The 18784-nt window shown below is 64.7% G+C and carries 18 protein-coding genes; 12 read left to right on the forward strand and 6 right to left on the reverse strand.

What is annotated here, in order from left to right:
- Positions 1–97: 97 nt before the first annotated feature.
- Both Q331_RS19220 and Q331_RS0100125 read left to right on the forward strand, forming a co-directional pair.
- A complete protein-coding gene (locus Q331_RS19220) occupies positions 98–1792 on the forward strand; it encodes a putative bifunctional diguanylate cyclase/phosphodiesterase (protein ID WP_051630210.1) in 1695 nt (564 codons plus the stop codon).
- 217 nt (positions 1793–2009) lie between these two features.
- Positions 2010–3080, forward strand: a complete 1071-nt coding sequence (locus tag Q331_RS0100125) for an NAD(P)H-dependent flavin oxidoreductase (RefSeq protein WP_026378987.1) — start codon at positions 2010–2012, stop codon at positions 3078–3080.
- Positions 3081–3186: 106 nt separating this feature from the next.
- Here Q331_RS0100125 and Q331_RS0100130 read toward each other — a convergent pair whose 3' ends face one another.
- A complete protein-coding gene (locus Q331_RS0100130; RefSeq protein WP_026378988.1) occupies positions 3187–4710 on the reverse strand; it encodes a catalase in 1524 nt (507 codons plus the stop codon).
- A gap of 115 nt (positions 4711–4825) precedes the next feature.
- Here Q331_RS0100130 and Q331_RS19225 point away from each other — a divergent pair, with 115 nt between their 5' ends.
- From Q331_RS19225 to Q331_RS0100145, 3 genes are all read left to right on the forward strand, one after another.
- Positions 4826–5734 carry a hydrogen peroxide-inducible genes activator gene (locus Q331_RS19225; protein ID WP_051630212.1) on the forward strand — a complete coding sequence of 303 codons (909 nt, stop codon included), beginning with the start codon at positions 4826–4828 and terminating at the stop codon, positions 5732–5734.
- 102 nt (positions 5735–5836) lie between these two features.
- On the forward strand, positions 5837–6259 hold the full coding sequence (gene ndk / locus Q331_RS0100140) for a nucleoside-diphosphate kinase (protein WP_026378989.1): 423 nt from the start codon (positions 5837–5839) through the stop codon (positions 6257–6259).
- A gap of 173 nt (positions 6260–6432) precedes the next feature.
- The gene (locus Q331_RS0100145) at positions 6433–7035 is read left to right on the forward strand and encodes a hypothetical protein (RefSeq protein ID WP_034490541.1); all 603 of its coding nucleotides are present in this window, start codon (positions 6433–6435) and stop codon (positions 7033–7035) included.
- On the opposite strand, the gene Q331_RS0100150 is transcribed toward Q331_RS0100145, so the two are convergent.
- Positions 7006–8091 carry a DNA-methyltransferase gene (locus Q331_RS0100150; RefSeq protein ID WP_245615477.1) on the reverse strand — a complete coding sequence of 362 codons (1086 nt, stop codon included), beginning with the start codon at positions 8089–8091 and terminating at the stop codon, positions 7006–7008. The genes Q331_RS0100145 and Q331_RS0100150 overlap by 30 nt on opposite strands.
- Positions 8092–8352: 261 nt before the next feature.
- Positions 8353–9642 (reverse strand): O-acetylhomoserine aminocarboxypropyltransferase, encoded by a 1290-nt coding sequence (locus tag Q331_RS0100155; RefSeq protein ID WP_026378992.1) that lies wholly within the window; start codon positions 9640–9642, stop codon positions 8353–8355.
- Positions 9643–9784: 142 nt separating this feature from the next.
- Between Q331_RS0100155 and Q331_RS19230 the strand changes: the two genes are divergently transcribed.
- Complete coding sequence (locus Q331_RS19230) at positions 9785–10282, forward strand: GNAT family N-acetyltransferase (RefSeq protein WP_051630214.1); 498 nt, start codon at positions 9785–9787, stop codon at positions 10280–10282.
- 4 nt (positions 10283–10286) lie between these two features.
- Here the strand turns inward: Q331_RS19230 and Q331_RS0100165 are convergent, their stop codons facing one another.
- Both Q331_RS0100165 and Q331_RS0100170 read right to left on the reverse strand, forming a co-directional pair.
- Complete coding sequence (locus tag Q331_RS0100165; protein ID WP_026378993.1) at positions 10287–10811, reverse strand: CoA-binding protein; 525 nt, start codon at positions 10809–10811, stop codon at positions 10287–10289.
- Between the two features lie 41 nt (positions 10812–10852).
- Positions 10853–11686, reverse strand: a complete 834-nt coding sequence (locus Q331_RS0100170; protein ID WP_026378994.1) for an enoyl-CoA hydratase — start codon at positions 11684–11686, stop codon at positions 10853–10855.
- Positions 11687–11765: 79 nt separating this feature from the next.
- Between Q331_RS0100170 and Q331_RS0100175 the strand changes: the two genes are divergently transcribed.
- The 4 genes from Q331_RS0100175 to speB all read left to right on the forward strand — a co-directional run bounded on the left by Q331_RS0100175 (position 11766) and on the right by speB (position 14468).
- Positions 11766–12218, forward strand: a complete 453-nt coding sequence (locus Q331_RS0100175; protein ID WP_026378995.1) for a PaaI family thioesterase — start codon at positions 11766–11768, stop codon at positions 12216–12218.
- A 166-nt stretch (positions 12219–12384) separates the two neighbouring features.
- Positions 12385–12849, forward strand: a complete 465-nt coding sequence (gene rplM / locus Q331_RS0100180) for a 50S ribosomal protein L13 (protein ID WP_026378996.1) — start codon at positions 12385–12387, stop codon at positions 12847–12849.
- A 1-nt stretch (position 12850) separates the two neighbouring features.
- Complete coding sequence (gene rpsI / locus Q331_RS0100185; RefSeq protein ID WP_034490543.1) at positions 12851–13330, forward strand: 30S ribosomal protein S9; 480 nt, start codon at positions 12851–12853, stop codon at positions 13328–13330.
- Between the two features lie 187 nt (positions 13331–13517).
- The gene (gene speB, locus Q331_RS0100190; protein WP_026378998.1) at positions 13518–14468 is read left to right on the forward strand and encodes an agmatinase; all 951 of its coding nucleotides are present in this window, start codon (positions 13518–13520) and stop codon (positions 14466–14468) included.
- A gap of 7 nt (positions 14469–14475) precedes the next feature.
- Here the strand turns inward: speB and Q331_RS0100195 are convergent, their stop codons facing one another.
- Entirely contained in the window at positions 14476–15261 is a 786-nt protein-coding gene (locus Q331_RS0100195; protein ID WP_407637756.1) for an arginine deiminase family protein, read from the reverse strand.
- Positions 15262–15349: 88 nt separating this feature from the next.
- Between Q331_RS0100195 and Q331_RS0100200 the strand changes: the two genes are divergently transcribed.
- Both Q331_RS0100200 and Q331_RS0100205 read left to right on the forward strand, forming a co-directional pair.
- Entirely contained in the window at positions 15350–17230 is a 1881-nt protein-coding gene (locus Q331_RS0100200) for an ABC-F family ATP-binding cassette domain-containing protein (RefSeq protein WP_026379000.1), read from the forward strand.
- Positions 17231–17741: 511 nt separating this feature from the next.
- Positions 17742–18764, forward strand: a complete 1023-nt coding sequence (locus Q331_RS0100205; RefSeq protein ID WP_245615478.1) for a DmsE family decaheme c-type cytochrome — start codon at positions 17742–17744, stop codon at positions 18762–18764.
- Positions 18765–18784 lie beyond the last annotated feature (20 nt).

Here is an 18784-nt window from a genome sequence, read left to right on the forward strand (position 1 = left end):
AGCTATCTCCGGTTGCGCAGGGCCCAGCCGGCAACGCTCGGCAATCTCCCTGCGTCCGGGATGCGTGCAAATGAAGAAGCGATAAGACAAATGAGCTATGGCTCTCCAGTGGATTAGCAATCCGGCCGTCGAGGCGCCGGAGCCCGGCGCGAGCCCTGCAGAGCTTGCCCTTCTCGCCTTCAAGCAAGTCGCATTGCCCGCCGCTATCCTTGGTCGCCAGGGTCAACTTCTCCTCGCCAACGAGGCGTTCACCGCGTCCTTGGACAGCAAGGATGCGCTGAGCCGGCTGCGGGCCCTGACAGGCGCGTTCCAATGCTCCGGCGAGCACCATCGCAGCCACCATCTCGGCCTTTCCGACGGGCGCACCTTCTGTGTCGATCTGGCTGCCCTGCCCATGGGGAGCCTCGTGACGGCGCACAACGTCACGTCGGGGCCGGAGCGACAGCACGATGCCAGCCGCGCGGCATTGACCGACGATTTGACCGGCCTTCCAAACCGCTCTTGGTTGCGCGAGCGCCTGCGCAACTTCGCCCAGGCGAGCGACAACGAGCCGGCCGAGATGGCGCTACTGGCCATCAATCTCGACCGCTTCAACGCGGTCAACGAGGCGCTTGGCCACGAAACCGGCAACGTCCTCCTCAAGACGGTGGCGGACCGCATCCGTTCGATCTTGGAAGAAGGCGACTTTGCCGCGCGCATCGGCGACGACGAATTCGCCATCCTCATCGCCCGCGGCGAACAGCCTCGGACGGCGGACAACCTGGCGATGCGGCTCGTCGACCTGCTCGGCCGCTCCTACCTGGTCGAAGGACATCTCATCAACATCAGCGCCAGCATCGGCATCGCCCTTGCGAGCAACGCCAAGACGGACGCCGAGCCGCTTCTGAAGAAGGCCATCCTGGCGATGTCGCGCATCAAGTGCACCAAGCCGGGCAGCTACTGCTTCTACAAGGACGCGATGCAGCAACGCATCGTCGAGCGCCGGGCTTTGGAGCTCGATCTTCGCCACGCCCTCGCCTTGCGCGAATTCGAGCTGGTCTATCAACCGCAATGCCATCTCGGCTCCCGGCAGATACGCGGCTTCGAGGCGCTGCTGCGTTGGCACAGTGCCGGGCGCGGCGTCGTCTCACCGCTTGATTTCATTCCTCTGGCGGAAGAGATCGGCCTCATCCTGCCGATTGGGGACTGGGTGCTACGCACCGCCTGCCGCGAGGCCGCATCATGGCACAAGCCATATGGCATCGCCGTCAACGTCTCCGCCGCGCAAATCGCCCGTCCCGGCTTTGTCCAGCAGGTTATCTCGGCCCTTGCGGCAAGCGGCCTTGCACCGAGCAGGCTGGAGCTGGAGATCACCGAAAGCATCTTCATCGGCGACAACGAGGCCGCGCTCGCCACGCTCCGTCAGGTGAAGGAGCTGGGCGTGCGCATCTCCATGGACGATTTCGGCACCGGCTATTCTTCCCTTTCCTATCTGCGCAGCTTTCCCTTCGACGCGCTCAAGATCGACCAGAGCTTCGTGCACGCCATGCTGCAGGACGGCAGCGGCATGGCGATCGTGCGCGCCGCCGCCTCGCTCGGCAGGAGCCTTCGCATGGCCACGATCGCCGAAGGCGTGGAGACCACCGAGCAGCTGCAACACCTCGTCGAGGCAGGTTGCACACAGGCCCAGGGCTATCTGATCAGCCGCCCTCTACCATCTGCCAACATCGCCGCCTTTCTCGCCGATTATGCCCCGCAGGGCGCCAAGGAGGCCGATCCCGCGTCGACGCCCGAAGCCGACGAAGCGCCATGAAGCGCCTCCAGCTTTCCCATCTTCAATGCCGGCGTGTTCGCGCTGACGTTGGAAGAAGGCGGCCCTGGCGGGCAAGCGCGGTTCGCGCCTGACGCACCGCGCCGACCTCAACGCTTAGGGGGCCGCCCCCCGACCAGGGCGCCGCAAGCCGGCCGGCGCTTGCGGTGACGGGCAGCCTCGCCTTGGATGGGCCGCCCATCACGAAGGAGCCCGCAAGATGCCACGCAAATTCGATCGCCGCCTCGTTGAACGGCTCGGCCTTGAGCACCCGATCATCCAGGCGCCGATGGCAGGCGTTTCCACGCCGGCTCTGGCGGCGGCCGTCTGCAATGCCGGCGGGCTCGGTTCCATCGCCATCGGCGCGGCCGGAGCCAAAGCCGCCAGCGAGGCGATCGCGGCAACATCTGCCGCCACCAACCGCGCCTTCAACGTCAATCTCTTCTGCCACCGACCGGCGAAGGCCGACCCGGCCCTGGAAGCGGCCTGGCTAACGCGCCTTGCCCCTGAATTTTCACGTTTCGGCGCCGAGCCGCCGGCCGCGATCGGCGAGATCTACACGAGCTTTCTGGGGGATGAGGATAGGCTCGCCCTTCTCCTTCAGCAGCGCCCCAAGGTGGTGAGCTTCCATTTCGGGCTGCCGTCGACCGAAACGATCGCCGCGCTTAAAGAGGCCGGCATCTTCCTCATCGCCACCGCGACCAGCCTTGCGGAGGGCCGCGTCATCGTCGCCGCCGGCATCGACGCCGTGGTGGCGCAGGGTTTCGAGGCGGGCGGCCATCGCGGCGTCTTCGACGAGAACGGGCCCGATGCGAAGCTCGGGACCCTCGCCCTGACGCGCCTTCTGGCGGAGAGGCTCGATATCCCGGTGATTGCCGCCGGCGGCATCATGGACGGAGCCGGCATCGCCGCCGCGCTTCGTCTCGGTGCCGCGGCGGCGCAGCTCGGAACCGCCTTCATCGCCTGCCCGGAATCGGCGGCGAACGCCGATTTCCGCGCCGCGCTTCTCAGCGAGGCGGCCGAGCGCACAATCGTGACGCGCGCCCTCTCCGGCCGGCCGGCGCGCAGCCTGCCCACGCGCCTCACGGAGCTGCTGCAAGACGCCGCCCCCCACGACATCCCCGCCTACCCGATCGCCTACGACGCCGCCAAGGCGATCGCCGCCGCCGCGGCAAAGGCCGGCCAGAGCGGTTACGCGGCGCAATGGGCCGGCCAGGGTGCGCCGCTCGCCCGCCAAATGCCGGCGGCCGACCTGATGGCTGCGCTCGCTCGAGAGATGCGGGCGGGCTGAGGTCTCGCCGACGCAACACGTGCCCAAAAAGATGAAGGCCGCGGAAGGGGGGCTTCCCGCGGCCTTCGCCCCGCCCGAAGGCGGGGCAAGCTGATGGCGCAATGGCCTATTCGGCGGCCACTTGCGGCGTCTCCTCGGAAATCGGCGCCGCGTTCGGCTTGTAGCGGCCTTCCGCCTTCACCTTCTCCCAGGCGCGGCGCACGCCCGCCTCGTAATCGGGATGCACCTTCTTGAACTCGGCAAGCTGACGCTCGCAGATCTCTTCCGGCACGTCGAGCCAGGTTCCGGCGATGTTGTCGAACAGCCGCTCCTTCTCATCGGCCTCCAGGACGCGTTCGAAGAGGACGCGCACCTGGCTGTAATCGTCGTGGCCTTGGCGATGGTCGTAGCGATCGGCGTTGCCGTCGACCCTCAGCGGCGGCTCCTGCGCGGCCGGCGCCTCCACCGGGCCCTGGAAGGAATTCGGCTCGTAATAGGCGTTCGCATTGCCCGTCGCGATACCGCCATAGACGTTCATCTCGCCGTCCTTGTGGTAGTGATGCATCGGGCATTTCGGACGGTTGACCGGGATCTGCTCGTAATGCGTGCCGAGCCGGTAGCGGTGCGCGTCGGCATAGGAGAAGATGCGCGCCTGCAGCATCTTGTCCGGCGACCAGGAAATGCCCGGCACGATGTTGGAGGGCGAGAAGGCGGCGTTCTCGATCTCGGCGAAGTAATTTTCCGGGTTCCGGTTGAGTTCGAAAGTGCCGACATCGATCGGCGGATAGTCGCCATGCGGCCAGACCTTGGTGAGGTCGAACGGGTTGAAGGCGCAGGTCTCCGCATCCTTTTCCGCCATCACCTGGATCTGCATTTTCCAGCGCGGATATTCACCGTTTTCGATAGCGTTGTAGAGCGTCTCCTGGAAGCTCTCGCGCGTCTTGCCGACGACCTCCTCGGCCTCCGCATTGGTGTGGTGCTTGTGGCCCTGCTCGGTCTTGAAGTGGAACTTCACCCAGAACCGCTCGCCCTTGTCGTTCCACAACGAATAGGTGTGCGAGCCGTAGCCGTTCATATGCATCGGCGAGATCGGCAGGCCGCGATCCGACATCAGGATCGTCACCTGATGCAGGCTCTCCGGCGACAGCGACCAGAAGTCCCACATCGCCGTCGGCGAGCGCATATTGGTCTTCGGATGCCGCTTCTGCGTGTGGATGAAGTCCGGGAACCTGTAAGGGTCGCGCACGAAGAAGACCGGCGTGTTGTTGCCCACGAGGTCCCAGTTGCCGTCCTCGGTGTAAAACTTCAGCGCAAAGCCGCGCACGTCGCGCTCCGCATCCGCCGCGCCGAGCTCGCCGGCGACGGTGGAAAAGCGCGCCAGCATCGGCGTCTCGGCGCCCGGCTGCAGGCACTTCGCCTTGGTATATTTGGAGATATCGCCGGTGATCTTCAGAACGCCATGCGCGCCCCAGCCCTTGGCGTGGACGGTGCGCTCGGGAATGCGCTCGCGGTTCTGATGCGCCAGCTTCTCGATAAGCTGGTAATCTTGCATCAACAGCGGGCCGCGCTCGCCGGCGGAAAGGGAATCCTGGTTGGAAGGAACCGGCGCGCCCGCCGTGGTTGTCAAGGTGGGCCGTCTGTTCTTGCTCATCGTATGCCTCCGACGTCTCGCTTGTAGATTGGAACCGTTCATATGTGGCTGGCCACCATAATGTCTAATTGTTATTCCTAACAACGACGATTGCTTTTCCTTATCGACGGCAACCATGCTCACCCTTCGCCAGCTCCGCTATCTTCAGGCCCTCTCCGAGACCGAGCATTTCGGCCGCGCCGCCCGGCGGGTCGGCGTCACCCAGCCGGCGCTGTCGGCGCAGATCCGCGAGCTGGAGGATGACCTCGGCGAGACACTGATTGAGCGCCGTCCGAGCGGCGCGCGGCTCACCCGCTTCGGCCAGGAGGTGGCCGAGCGCGGCGCCAGGGTGCTCGCTCTCGTGCACGAGATCGAGGGCCTTTCGGAGCGCTATCGGGGCCCGCTTGCCGGCCCTTTGCGTTTAGGCGTCATTCCCTCCGTCGGCCCTTATCTGTTGCCGCGTCTTCTGCCGTTTCTGAGGCAGGCGCTGCCCCAGATGCGGGTGCGTCTGCGCGAGACCATCACCGAGCGGCTGGTCGCCGAACTTCTCGCCGACCGGCTCGACTGCATCCTCGCCTCCCTGCCCCTTGGCGAGGAGCGTCTGGAGACGGCTGAGCTCTTCCAGGACCCGTTCCGGCTCGCCGTTCCGGCCGAGGGTCCTCTTGCCAGAAAGTCGCCCGCAGATCTTCAGGGCCTGTCGGGCCAGGATCTCATCCTGTTGGAGGAGGGCCATTGCATGCGCGATCAAATCCTCGCCTTCTGCCGCATTCCGCCATCGGCCGAGGAGCTTTCGGTGACCAACCTTGCGACCGTGATCGAACTGATCGAAAGCGGCGCCGGCATCTCGCTCTTGCCAGGCCTCTTCACAGAGACGAATGAGGTTTCGGAGCGCGTCAGGCTCCTGCCCTTCCCCGAGCCCGGCCCGAAGCGGCGCATCGGCCTTGCCTGGCGCCATTCGCATCCGGGGGCGGCGCAGTTCCGCGACCTCGCCGCCAAGATCGCCGCCTGGCACGGACCGGCCAGGGCGGCGCCGCACGCCGCCTGATCGAAGGCGGCTATGGCGCGTTTGGCCCGGTTGAGCGAAATCGGCGCCGCCGCTATAGAGCCGGCGACTTTCATCCTCTCATACGCAAGGAAACCACCGAACATGGCGCTTGAACGCACCTTCTCCATCATCAAGCCGGACGCCACCGCCCGCAATCTCACCGGCGCCATCAACGCCATGATCGAGGAGGCGGGCCTCAGGATCGTGGCGCAGAAGCGCCTGAGGATGACCCGCGATCAGGCCGAGACCTTCTACGCCGTCCACAAGGAGCGGCCCTTCTTCGGCGAGCTCGTCGATTTCATGATCTCCGGCCCGGTCGTCGTGCAGGTGCTGGAGGGCGATAATGCCATCGCCAAATACCGCGAGGTGATGGGCGCGACCAACCCGGAGAACGCCGCCGACGGCACCATCCGCAAGGCGTTCGCCAACAACGTCCAGGAAAATTCCGTACACGGCTCCGACGCGCCTGAGACGGCCGCCATGGAGATCGCCCAGTGGTTTTCCGGCAACGAGATCGTCGGCTGACGCCATAGCCAGCACCTGAAATACAAAGGGCGGGGCCGTGGCTTTGCCCTTTGTATTTCTGCAAGCTCGTGATTGCAGCCAAGACAGCGCGAATTTTCGTCAGCCAGATATTTTTGCTGGACGATTCCGGATATCCTCCTACTCATAGAACCAATGGGGGAATCGCTTTTGTTATGCATCGTCAGACGGTCGATACCGCGAAATTCAACTCCGATGCCGTTCTACCGTATCAACTGCGACTCAAGGATTTTGAGATCGCCATGCAGGACGCCTACGATTTCTTTTACGATGTAAATTCGCTGCTTTTGCAGCGTGGCCTGCACCGTCTTGATGACATGCTTCGCCCCGCAGCGATGTCAGGCATGGTCTCTGACATGCTGACGGCATCTATGGCCAAGCACGCGCGCTCATTGGTCGAGAATAAGCACTTCAACGGCCACCCTGATCTGCTTGTGCAAGGGGTCTATCCGAACAACTCCGTGAAATCCGGCATCCAAGGCGTCGAGATCAAGAGTACGCGCAAGCCGGGCGGCGCGGTCGATACTCATGGCGCGCGCGAGCAGCACATGTGCGTTTTTGTCTACCAAACCGATCATGAAACTGAGCCAGCCAGGAACCGCGCTCCCATGCGGTTCACGGAAGTCTATCTTGCCCACGTCACGGAAGCGGATTTCCGTAAGAACCGGCGCGGCGAGCTGGGAACACGCACGGCAACACTCGACCGCGCCGGCGTGCAAAAGCTCCGGTCAAACTGGATCTATCTGCTCGACCGATAGCTTGGCGAGCTTAACTACGACCCGTCGTGCCATCGTGACATAGGCCGCATCTTTCTCGACCCCGATGCTGTGACAGCCGACCGCGTTAGCGGCAGCGAGTGTCGAGCCGGAGCCAGCGAACGGATCGAGTATAACCCCCTCGCCCAAAGGCAACGAGGCGTAGACAAGACGCCGCAGAAACGCCTGCGGCTTCAAGGATGGATGCGGCGCAATACGTTTCTCGCCAATGGGTGTCGGGTTTGACTTGATCACGTCGCCGAAAGGCTTGTCTGCCGAGATGCGACGAAAGCCCCCCGTTCTCCATTTTCGCAGGTTGTCCTGCACGCGACCATCCAGCGGGTGACGCAGCACGACCCAGGGTTCGAACATCGAACGCGGCATAACGCTAACATCCGGAAACTCCAAATGGGCGTTCTTCGGCCGATCGCCGCCTCGCATCGTCATCACCAGACGAATGACGTTGCCGCGCAATTCCAGCCCGGCCTGTGTCATCGCCCCTGCGACCAAATGCGCGAGCAAGGGATTGCTCGCGACCATGACATTAGCCCCTGGCACCGTCGCTCGAAGGACAAGCCTGCCGAACTCCAGAAAGAAGTCACGCAGCGCCGCATGCGCACCTTCGTTCAGTACGGTAAAGCGGGGCAGCGGGGAACGCTTGTGACCGTCAAAGGAAGGGGGAATGCGCCACACGCCGCCGCAATTCCCACGTCGGAGCTTTTCCTGTTCACTTTCAGTGTATTCAAGCAATCCGTATGGAGGGTCCGTCACGACGGCGTGAATCGAACGTGGCTCGCAATTGCGCAGCCAGTCGAAACAGTCGGCATGCACCAGTGTCGCCTTGCCGAGCGCATAAGTCTGATTGGCCTTGGCCTTCCCTCCATTCGCATGGCCGTTATGCCCGTTATGCAGTCGGTAGTGCCCGCGCGCTGTGCGCTCGAAAAGCTGCGGCGTGTTGAGGTTGATATACGATCGGATCGAGGACGCCGCGACATCGCCAAGCTCAAGCGCAACCGCTTCCCGGATTTCCCCGAGCGAAGCGCTTTCGGCCGCAGCCAAGTATCCTATAATCGCATCTCTCACGCTTCCCGGCGCGCGGCGCATGCAAACCCCCTGTAGACAACCTATGTTACCAAAATTGACGTCTAGACGTCAATAATCCTCTAGCGATCGTCAGACGCACCCACATGACAATGTTTACTTTTTGTTCTAGCCTTTGGCAAGGTAGCAAGGCGGACGCTATTGTCCGGCCTATGCAAGACGCTTGCGCCAGTTAAAACTGGGGCAAAGCTGGGAGCGGCGATCGTCCGCGCGATTTCGCTAAGCGGCCCCCTGAAGCCCCTGCTCCAGATCGGCGATAATGTCTTCGGCATCTTCGATGCCGACCGAAAGCCGCACCACGTCGGAGCCGGCGCCGGCCGCCCGCCGCTGGTCTTCCGAAAGCTGGCTGTGCGTCGTGGAAGCCGGATGGATGATGAGCGAGCGCGTATCGCCGATATTGGCGAGGTGGGAGAAGAGCTCCACGCCCTCCACCAGCTTCACGCCGGCATCGTAGCCGCCCTCCAGCCCGAAGGTCAGCACCGCGCCGGTGCCCTTCGGGCAATATTTCTTGGCAAGGTTGTGATAGCGGTCGCCCGGCAGCCCCGCATAAGAGACCCAAGAGACTTCCGCGCGCCCGGCGAGCCATTCAGCGACCTTCAGCGCATTGTCGCAATGGCGCTGCATCCTGAGCGGCAGCGTCTCGATGCCGGTGAGGATGAGGAAGGCGTTGAAGGGCGAGATAGCGGGCCCGAGATCGCGCAGGCCGAGGACCCGGCAGGCGATGGCGAAGGCGAAATTGCCGAAAGTCTCGTGCAGGACAAGGCCGTGATATTCCGGCCGCGGCTCCGACAGGAGCGGATAGCGGCCCTCGCGCGACCAGTTGAAGGAGCCGGCGTCGACGATCACGCCGCCCATGGAATTGCCGTGCCCGCCGATGAACTTGGTCAGCGAATGCACGACGATGTCGGCACCGTGCTCGATGGGGCGGCACAGATACGGCGTCGCCAGCGTGTTGTCCACGATGAGCGGCACGCCGGCGCGCTTGGCGACGGCGGCGATCGCCTCGATATCGGTGACGACGCCCCCCGGATTGGCGATCGATTCGATGAAGATCGCCTTGGTGCGCGGCGTGATCGCCTCCTCAAAGCTCTGCACGTTGTCGGTATCGGCCCATTTCACGTTCCATCCGAAGCTCTGGAAGGAATAGCCGAACTGGTTGATGGAGCCGCCGTAGAGCTTTGTGGCGGCGACGAATTCATCGCCCGGCTGCATCAGGGTATGCAGGACCACCATCTGCGCGGCATGGCCGGAGGCGACGGCAAGCGCCGCCGTGCCGCCCTCCAGCGCGGCGATGCGCTCCTCCAGCACCGCCGTCGTCGGGTTCATGATGCGCGTATAGATGTTGCCGAAGGCCTTCAGCCCGAAGAGGGATGCGGCGTGGTCCACGTCGTCGAAGACGTAGGAGGTCGTCTGGTAGATCGGCGTGGCGCGCGATCCGGTCGAAGGGTCGGGCTGCGCCCCGGCATGGATGGCGAGCGTGTTGAAGCCTGGCGTGCGATCCTCGGGCATGTCTCCCCCTTTTGGTCGGTCATGGGTGCCGGGATTTAGCGGCAAGTCGGGCACCCCGCAAAGGTGGATTTTCTTCGGCGCACCGACCGGCGGAGGAAAAGTTGCTAAACTGGGCCGCCATTCCAACGACCCGTTCTGGGCCATGACCATCGATATCCGCCGCGCCGGCGAGGCCGACATCGACCTCCTCCTGCCTCTCTTTCTGGAGATGCAGCGCCATTATGTCGGCGCCGCCGCAATCGGCTCCGAAAGCGCGCGGCCCCGCCTCCTCGCTGCCCTGAGGCCGATCGAGGGCCGCGCTATCCTCCTCGCGAGCGAAGCAAACGACGCGCTCGGCTTTACCTGCCTCTATGAGATGTTTCCGGGCGCCGATCTCGATCCGGCATGGTTCCTGAAGGAGCTTTATGTCACCGCCGCCGCGAGAGGCCGGAAGGTTGGCGAGGCGCTGACGCGCGAGGCGGCGCGCCTTGCCATGCGGAACGGCGCCTCGCGGCTCGACCTCACCACCGGCTCCGGCGAGGACAACGAGCCGGTGCGCCGCTTCTATGGCCGCCTCGGCATGGACCTTGTCGACAAGGTCTATTTCCGCGCCGAAGGGGCCGCGCTCGAAGCGCTGGCGCAGGAAGAAGATCAGGCCTGAACGCTCAGGGTCGGCGCAGGCCCCGGTTCTGATAGCCCGCCCGCACCACCGGCCGTTTCGAGGAGATGGCGCGGCGCGAATTCACCCCCGTCCAGCCGATCTCGCCCGACAGGCGGCCATATTCGATCTTCGGGCACCGGTTCATCACCACCGTGACGCCCGCCGCCTCGGCCCTTGCCGCCGCCTCGTCGTGGCGGATGCCGAGCTGCATCCAGATGACCTTCGGCTTCGGATCGAGCGCCAGCGCCTCATCGACGATACTGGGCACGGCCTCGGAGGCGCGGAAAATGTCGATCATGTCGACTGGGCCGGGCACCTCAGCCAGCGAGGCGTAGACCTCTCTCCCCAGGATCTCCTTGCCGGCAATACCGGGATTGATCGGAAAAACCTGGTAGCCCTTGTCGATCAGGTATTTGACGACGAAGTAGCTCGGCCTGACATCCTTCGCCGAAGCGCCGACGACGGCGATGCGCTTCACCTCGCCTAGGATGCCGCTGATATGGGAATCCGGATACTGTGGCTCGCTCACGCCGCCTCCCCCCGCCGGCTGCGCGGATTCCAAGCGAGCGCTCACCATTTCGGTTTGCGCTTTTCCACGAAGGCGCCGATTCCTTCCTTCGCCTCCTCCATCATCATGTTGCCGACGATGACGGCGGAGGCGAAGTCATAGGCCTCGCCGAGCCCCATGCCGAGCTGCTGTCGAAATGCCTTCTTGCCGAGGGCAAGCACGGCGCCCGGCCGCTCCAGGATACGCGCGACGAGCTCGTCCGTTGCCTCGCGCAGCTTCTCCGGCTCCACGACCCGGTTGACCAGCCCGGCCTCGCGCGCCCGCTCGGCGGAGATCATCGTCCCGGTCATCAGCATCTCCAGCGCCACCGATCGCGGCACCTTGCGCGACAGTGCCACCATCGGCGTGGAGCAGAACAGGCCGAAATCGATGCCGTTGACGCCGAAGCGGGCCTCCTTGGAGGCAACCGCCAGGTCGCAGCTCGCCACCAGCTGGCAGCCGGCCGCCGTCGCCAGCCCGCCAACCTCGGCGATGACCGGCTTTTCCAGCTCGGCGAAACCGCGCATCACTCGGGCGCAGCGCCGAAAGATCTCCTCAAAATAGGCACGCCCCCCGTCCGGCCTGCCGCGATGGGCGGTGAGCTCCTTCAGGTCGTGCCCGCCGGAAAAGAGCCGCCCCTCGGCCGCGACGACGACGACGCGCACCTTCTCGTCATGCGCCTCTTGCTGCGCCTTGGAAAGCGCCGCGATCATCGCCTCCGACAGCGCGTTGGCCGGCGGATTGGCGAGCGTCAGGCGCATGACGCCAGACCCGACCTGCACCTTCAGCGGGCCGTCCGTCTTTCCCGCCGACGCCTTTCTGGGTTGCCGCTTTCCGATCACCGCAGCTTCGGCCATGGCGTCCTCCTGCCTTCCGCAGTGGTGTATTCATCTCTTACTCTAGTGGAGGCACACAGCAGGGCAATCGGGAGGAAAGATGACGTTTCGGCCAATGATGAGCGAGAAAGAGGTTGAGGCCTTTCTCGACCGCGAGTTTCCCCAAATCCACATGAACGGCCGCGTCTATTCGGTCGCCGAAATCCGGCCGGGCGAGGCGGTGATGCGCCTCGATGCGGCCGAGGCGCATTTGCGGCCCGGCGGCACCGTCTCCGGCCCGACGCTCTTCGCCCTTTCCGACCTTGCCGCCTATGTGGCGATCCTCGCCCATATCGGCCCGGTGGCGCTCGCCGTCACCACCAACCTTTCCATCAACTTCTTGCGGAAGCCGCCACCGGGACCGCTTCTGGGAACCTGTCGCATTTTGAAGCTCGGCAAGCGCCTTGCCGTGACGGAGATCGCCATCGCTCCGCCGGGTTCGGAGGATCTGGTCGCCCACGCCACCGCCACCTATTCCATTCCGCCGCACCGGGATCAGTCGAAGGTATCATGATACCGTCTTTACAAGCCTCTGATTTTGGGTCATTTTTCAGACCACGTCATCCATATTGTGACTTGACAGAGGCGGATTTTCTCCCCTATCTGCCGCCGACTGCGCACGGGCCTTCTCGCCAAGGGCGCGCTTGGCCTCCGAGCGAGGCTTCCCAAAGAGGACGACAATGAAAACCTATTCCGCGAAGGCGGCGGAGATCGACAAGAAATGGATCCTCATCGACGCTGAGGGCCTTGTCGTCGGCCGCCTTGCCTCCATCGTGGCCATGCGCCTCAGGGGCAAGCACAAGCCGAGCTTCACGCCGCATATGGACGACGGCGACAACGTCGTCGTCATCAACGCCGACAAGGTGGTCTTCACCGGCCGCAAGCTCGACCAGAAGAAGTATCACTGGCACACGGGCTATCCGGGCGGCATCAAGGAGCGCACGGCGCGCAAGCTGATCGAGGGCCGCTTTCCCGAGCGCGTCGTGGAAAAGGCGGTGGAGCGCATGCTTCCGCGCGGCCCGCTCGGCCGCAAGCAGCTGAAGAATCTGAGGGTCTATGCCGGCGCGGAGCATCCGCATGCCGCGCAGCAGCCGGAGGCATTGGATGTCGCCGCCCTCTCCAAGAAGAATGTGAGGGTGTTCTGATATGGCCGAAACACTGCAAGATCTGTCGGAACTCGGTGACGCCGCCGAGACGGCGCAGCCGGAAGCCCCGGTGCATGTGCAGAAGCTCGACGAGCATGGCCGCGCCTATGCCACCGGCAAGCGCAAGGACGCCGTCGCCCGCGTCTGGGTGAAGCCCGGCTCCGGCCGCATCACCGTCAACGACAAGGATTACACGGAGTATTTCGGTCGTCCGGTGCTGCAGATGATCATCGAGCAGCCGATCCTCGTCGTCGACCGCAACGGCCAGTACGACATCCTGGCCACCGTCTCCGGCGGCGGCCTTTCCGGCCAGGCCGGCGCGCTGCGCCATGGCATCTCCAAGGCGCTGACGCATTACGAACCGGAGCTGCGCGGCATCCTCAAGAAGGTCGGCTTCCTGACCCGCGACCCGCGCGTGGTGGAGCGCAAGAAGTACGGCAAGGCAAAGGCCCGCCGGTCCTTCCAGTTCTCCAAGCGCTGAGCGATCTCTTTTTCGCCATTTCGGAAAGGGCGGGCCCTCCGGTCCGCCCTTTTTGTTGTGCGACCGGATATTGCCCGAGGCGGAAGCGGCCGAGCGTCGACGGCAAACGCCGGCGCAATACGCGAGCGCCTCCCCTAGAGCCGAACGCCCACTGGCCAGCTCGCGCGCCCCCTGCTAGAGCCGGCGCATGTCCGAGAAACCTTCCATCGACCACGCCTTTCGCGCCACCGAGCTGAAAGGCGGCGCACACGATCCGACCTATGCCGGCGCCCTTTCCTTCATGCGCCGCAAATATTCGCGCGATCTTTATGGCATCGACGCGGCCATCCTTGGCGTTCCGCTCGACGTCGCCGTCACCAACCGTCCCGGCGCCCGCTTCGGCCCCGCCGCGATCCGCCGAGCCTCGGCGATCTTCGACGGCGACCCGCAATATCCCTTCGGCATCGAGCTGTTCGAGGATCTCGCCGTCATCGATTATGGCGACGTCGATCTGCCGCTGCACCACCCGCTGAAGATCTCGGCCGCCATCGAGGCGGAGGCCGCCCGCATCGTGGCCGCCGGGGTGCATCTGTTCGCACTCGGCGGCGACCACTTCGTCACCTGGCCGCTTCTGAAAGCGCAGGCGGCACGGCACGGCCCGCTCGCCCTTGTTCAGTTCGACGCCCATCAGGACACCTGGCCGGACGACGGCGAGCAGCTCTCCCATGGCAGCTTCGTGTTGCGCGCCGTTCGCCAGGGCATCGTCGATCCGGAGCGCTCCATCCAGATCGGCATCCGCACGGTCGCCCCGGAGACCTGCGGCATCGAGATCATCCACGCCTATGACTGGCAGGCGATGAGCGCGACCGAGGCCGCCGAGCGCATCAAAGCGCGCGTCGGCGCGGCGCCGGCCTATCTCACCTTCGATATCGACTGCCTGGACCCCGCCTTCGCGCCGGGCACGGGAACGCCGGTCGCGGGCGGACCGTCATCGGCGCTGGCGCTGATGACGCTGGCAAGCCTCGGCGGGGTGAAGTTCGTCGGCGGCGACGTGGTGGAGGTCTCCCCGCCCTATGACCATGCCGATGTGACGGCGATCGCCGCCGCCACGGTGGCGCAGCACTATCTCGGGCTCCTGGCGCTGAAACGCGCCCGGTGAGGGTCGGTCAAAAGCGGATGGACATGCAGGAGAGGCCACCATCGAGGAGCTCCGCCTGGGTGACCGGTGTCGTCAGCACTTCGTAACCCATGACGGAAAGCATCTCCGCCGTCTCGCGATATCCGGAGGCGATCAGCATCACCGCATTGAGGCGCAGCGCGTTGGCGGCCGCCTCCTCGCCTTCTGGCGTCTCCACGACGCGGTAGCCGGAAAAGACGCCCGAGCGCGCCAGCAGAGGCACGGCCAGAACCGTCTCCTCGTCGAGAAGCGCACAGCCGGTCTTCAGGTGCAACAGCCCCTCCGGCATCGCCACCGGCCGCAGCGGATAGCCCCAATCGGCGAGAATGCGCGAAAGCGCCTGAAGCCCCTCCTCGTCGGTGCGTCGCGACAGCCCGGCAATCACTTCCCTGCCGGTGAAGAGGAGGTCGCCACCATCGACATACCCCTGTTGCAGTTCCGTCAGCTCGACGAACGCGGCGAGCGCATCTGCGATCTCGTCGGTCTCTTCCTCGCGGCTCGGCGCCGACATACGCAGGAGCACGCCCCCCTCCGGCAGGACGAAGGCCGGATCCTCCACGAAGACCGAATCCGGCAGTTCCGGCAGAGCCGGCTCGACATGGACGCTGAGCCCCGCCGCTTCAAGCGCGGCGCGATAGGCAAGATGCTCCGAAAGGAAGCTGTCGAAGCTCGGATCGCCACGATCCTCGGCCCTGAGGCCTGAGACGACGCTCGGCGCCGGCTCGCGAAGGATGGCCCGGGTGAAACGATAGGCGGCGGCGGGATCGGACAGCATCGTGCGGGCATAGAGACTTGGCGCCAGGAGGACAAGGCGGCGCCCGCCCCCGCTTGCAAGCGCGCCGCGTCATGCTTAAGCCCCGCGGATGCTTCAACTCTCTGGTCTCACGCTGCGCATCGCCGGACGCACCTTGATCGACAAGGCGAGCCTCTCCCTGCCGACGGGCTCCAAGGTCGGCCTCGTCGGCCGCAACGGCACCGGCAAGACGACTTTGTTTCGCGCCATCGCCGGCGACATCGCCCCCGACGAGGGCGAGATCATCCTGCCCAAGCGCGCCCGTATCGGCCGCGTCCTGCAGGAGGCGCCGGGCGGACCGGAAACCCTCTTGCAGACCGTGCTGGCCGCCGACGAGGAGCGCACCCGCCTGCTGGCCGAGACAAAGACGGCCAAGGAGGGCGGGCGCATCGGCGAGATCCATACGCGCCTTGCCGAGATCGGCGCACACGAGGCGGAGGCCCGCGCCGCGCGCATCCTGAAGGGCCTGGGGTTCGACGACGAGGCCCAGAACCGGCCATGCGCCGAGTTTTCCGGCGGCTGGCGTATGCGCGTGGCGCTCGCCGCGGTGCTTTTCTCAGAGCCCGATCTCCTGCTTCTCGACGAGCCGACCAACTATCTCGATCTGGAAGGCGCGCTCTGGCTGGAGCGCTACATCGCCCGCTACCGCCATTCCGCCATCCTGATCTCCCACGACCGCGACCTTCTCAACAATGCCGTGCGCTCCATCGTGCATCTGTCGGAGGCCAAGCTGACGCTCTATGCCGGCGGCTACGACAGCTTCGAGCGCCAACGCGCCGAGCGCCAGGCCCTGCAGGCCAAGCTGAAGGACAAGCAGGAAGCCCAGCGCAAGCACATGCAGGCTTTCGTCGACCGCTTCCGCGCCAAGGCATCGAAGGCCCGCCAGGCGCAGTCGCGCCTCAAGGCGCTGGCAAGGTTGCAGCCGGTGGCGACGATCGCCGACGAGACCGTGCTGCCCTTCCGCTTTCCGGAGCCGGAAAAGCGGGCCGCCCCGCCGATCATGCAGCTTGAAGGGGTCTCGGTCGGCTACGCGCCCGGCGCGCCGGTTCTGAAGGGCCTCGATCTCAGGATCGACGACGACGACCGCATCGCCCTTCTCGGCGCCAACGGTAACGGCAAGTCGACCTTCGCCAAGCTTATTTCCGGCCAATTGGAGCCAGAGACGGGCACGCTGAAGCGCTCCAACAAGCTGAAGATCGGCTATTTCGCCCAGCACCAGCTCGACGAGCTTATCCCCGGCCAGTCGGCCGTGGACCATGTCCGCGCCCGCCTTGACGGCCTCACCGAGGCGCAGCTCCGATCCCGCGTCGCTCAGATGGGCCTCGCCACCCAGAAGATGGACACCAAGGCGAAGGACCTTTCCGGCGGCGAGAAGGCCCGGCTCCTGATGGGGCTTGCCGCCCTGTCGCGCCCGCATCTTCTGATTCTCGACGAGCCGACGAATCACCTCGACGTCGACAGCCGCGAGGCGCTGATTCACGCCCTCAACGACTATTCCGGCGCCGTTATCCTCATCAGCCACGACCGCCATCTGATCGAGGCCTCCGTCGACCGTCTCTGGCTGACGGCGAACGGCACGGTGCGGCCTTACGAAGGCGATATCGAGGAATACCGGCGCGAGGTGCTGGAGGGCCCCGCGCGCAAGAGCGGGGAGAACCGCGCGGCCCCCGCACCGGCGCGCCGGAGCCAGGCCGATCGCCGCAAGCAGGCCGCCCCGATCCGCCAGAAAATGAAAGAATGCGAACGCTTGGTCGAAGTCTTCAGCAAAGAGATTGAAGAGTTGGACGACCGCCTCGCCGATGCCGCCCTACACCGCGGCGATCCGGAAAGGGCCGCGCGCTACGCCAGAAAGCGCGCCGAGAAGGCCGCCATGCTGGAGCGGCTGGAGGAGCGCTGGATCGAGCTTGGCGCCATGCTGGAAGAGATCGACGTCGAAGAGAACGCCGTCTAAAGGCGCAACGGACTTCGCCAACAGGGGTCTGATCCCGGCATATTTCAAGATGGCGGATTGCCGCCCGCCGCCCGCGGGCGTGGTCGCCGGATGGCGGCCTCCCCCGGCCCTGTCGCTACCATCTCGCCCTCGACCGAGCCTTGCTGTGAACCGAGCCTCACCCGCACGAGGCCGACAAAGCGTTTACTCCGAATAACATAGCTATAACGTGGAAAGATTCCAAAAATAACTCTGGAATACTGATACGATTAACGCGTTAAGCATTATATTTAACAATGATAACTGTAATCATTGTGAATTATAAAGCACAAATCGCCAGTCAAACATGATTGTGTTGCATTTTTGTCGTTGACACATACGTTTTAGGCCGTTTAGTTTTCTTCGACAATTAGTTAACACTATAGATATTTCGATCACTCTCCGCTTGGGCAAGGCGGAAAGTCATCCAGGCAGGCAAAAGCCTGAACAAGCCGCGTGAATGACCGTCATTTGCGCGCATAGGGGGGAATACATGGCACGATCAGACGGCCTCGGCCGTGCGCTTCTTGTCGTCCAGCGTTTTGCGCTTGCAAGTATCCTTGCAGCGTCGGCATCCATCACGCTCGCGCTTCTCGGGCCGGCGGTTTCTACTTCCGCCAAGGCCCAGCAGGCAACTCAGGCAGCGCTCGTGCGCTCGGCGCCTGGCGATCCGCTGGGCCGCTACTATGTCGGCTCCGAGCCTTGCCGCACCTGCCACGCCGGAGACTTCCAGGAGTTCAAGCACACGATGATGGGCCGGCTCCAGGAAACCGGTCAGCCGACGAAGGTCGGCAAGATGGAATGCGAAACCTGCCATGGGCCGGGCTCCTCGCATGTCAATAATGGCGGCGGGCGCAACGATATCGGCGCCGGCGTCATCCGTTCCTTCCGCAAGGACGACCCGCGCTCCAAGCCGAGCGACATCAACGCCGTCTGCCTGACCTGCCACGAGAAGGGCGACCGCACCTATTGGCAGGGCAGCACCCACCAGACACGCAACGTCGCCTGCACCAGCTGCCACACGGTGATGAAGCGCACCTCGCCGAAGATGCAGCTGGCCAAGACCAACGTCATGGACACCTGCTTCCAGTGCCACAAGGACAGGCGCGCCCAGTCCGTGCGCACGGCGCATATGCCCATGCGCGAGGGCAAGATGGATTGCGGCGACTGCCACAACCCGCATGGCGGCCCGAATGAGAAGATGCTGCGCGGCGCCACGGTGAACGACACCTGCTACACCTGTCACGCCGACAAGCGCGGGCCCTTCCTGTTCGAGCATCCGCCGGTCCGCGAGAACTGCCTCAATTGCCACGAGCCGCATGGCTCCATGAACCGCAACCTGTTGGTGGTGATGCGGCCCCGGCTCTGCCAGCGCTGCCATACGCCTGGCCGTCACAACGGCAACCCGGCGCTCGGCCCGGCCGCGAACCGCTTCATGGTCAACAGCTCGTGCCAGAACTGCCACACCAACATCCACGGCTCCAACAGCCCGTCGGGGCGGCGTTGGCACCGCTAAGCGCAAACACGAACAACGCG

It is taken from the genome of Afifella pfennigii DSM 17143, from assembly GCF_000688515.1.
GTDB lineage: Bacteria > Pseudomonadota > Alphaproteobacteria > Rhizobiales > Afifellaceae > Afifella > Afifella pfennigii.

Bases quoted from the DNA above. Each gene is read 5' to 3' on its own strand.
- Q331_RS0100195 (WP_407637756.1), bottom strand. From the start codon at position 15,261: ATGCTGTCCGATCCCGCCGCCGCCTATCGTTTCACCCGGGCCATCCTT.
- rplM (WP_026378996.1), top strand. From the start codon at position 12,385: ATGAAAACCTATTCCGCGAAGGCGGCGGAGATCGACAAGAAATGGATC.
- speB (WP_026378998.1), top strand. From the start codon at position 13,518: ATGTCCGAGAAACCTTCCATCGACCACGCCTTTCGCGCCACCGAGCTG.
- Q331_RS0100200 (WP_026379000.1), top strand. From the start codon at position 15,350: ATGCTTCAACTCTCTGGTCTCACGCTGCGCATCGCCGGACGCACCTTG.
- Q331_RS0100125 (WP_026378987.1), top strand. From the start codon at position 2,010: ATGCCACGCAAATTCGATCGCCGCCTCGTTGAACGGCTCGGCCTTGAG.
- rpsI (WP_034490543.1), top strand. From the start codon at position 12,851: ATGGCCGAAACACTGCAAGATCTGTCGGAACTCGGTGACGCCGCCGAG.
- Q331_RS19220 (WP_051630210.1), top strand. From the start codon at position 98: ATGGCTCTCCAGTGGATTAGCAATCCGGCCGTCGAGGCGCCGGAGCCC.
- Q331_RS0100175 (WP_026378995.1), top strand. From the start codon at position 11,766: ATGACGTTTCGGCCAATGATGAGCGAGAAAGAGGTTGAGGCCTTTCTC.
- ndk (WP_026378989.1), top strand. From the start codon at position 5,837: ATGGCGCTTGAACGCACCTTCTCCATCATCAAGCCGGACGCCACCGCC.
- Q331_RS19230 (WP_051630214.1), top strand. From the start codon at position 9,785: ATGACCATCGATATCCGCCGCGCCGGCGAGGCCGACATCGACCTCCTC.
- Q331_RS0100145 (WP_034490541.1), top strand. From the start codon at position 6,433: ATGCATCGTCAGACGGTCGATACCGCGAAATTCAACTCCGATGCCGTT.
- Q331_RS0100205 (WP_245615478.1), top strand. From the start codon at position 17,742: ATGGCACGATCAGACGGCCTCGGCCGTGCGCTTCTTGTCGTCCAGCGT.
- Q331_RS19225 (WP_051630212.1), top strand. From the start codon at position 4,826: ATGCTCACCCTTCGCCAGCTCCGCTATCTTCAGGCCCTCTCCGAGACC.
- Q331_RS0100130 (WP_026378988.1), bottom strand. From the start codon at position 4,710: ATGAGCAAGAACAGACGGCCCACCTTGACAACCACGGCGGGCGCGCCG.
- Q331_RS0100155 (WP_026378992.1), bottom strand. From the start codon at position 9,642: ATGCCCGAGGATCGCACGCCAGGCTTCAACACGCTCGCCATCCATGCC.
- Q331_RS0100170 (WP_026378994.1), bottom strand. From the start codon at position 11,686: ATGGCCGAAGCTGCGGTGATCGGAAAGCGGCAACCCAGAAAGGCGTCG.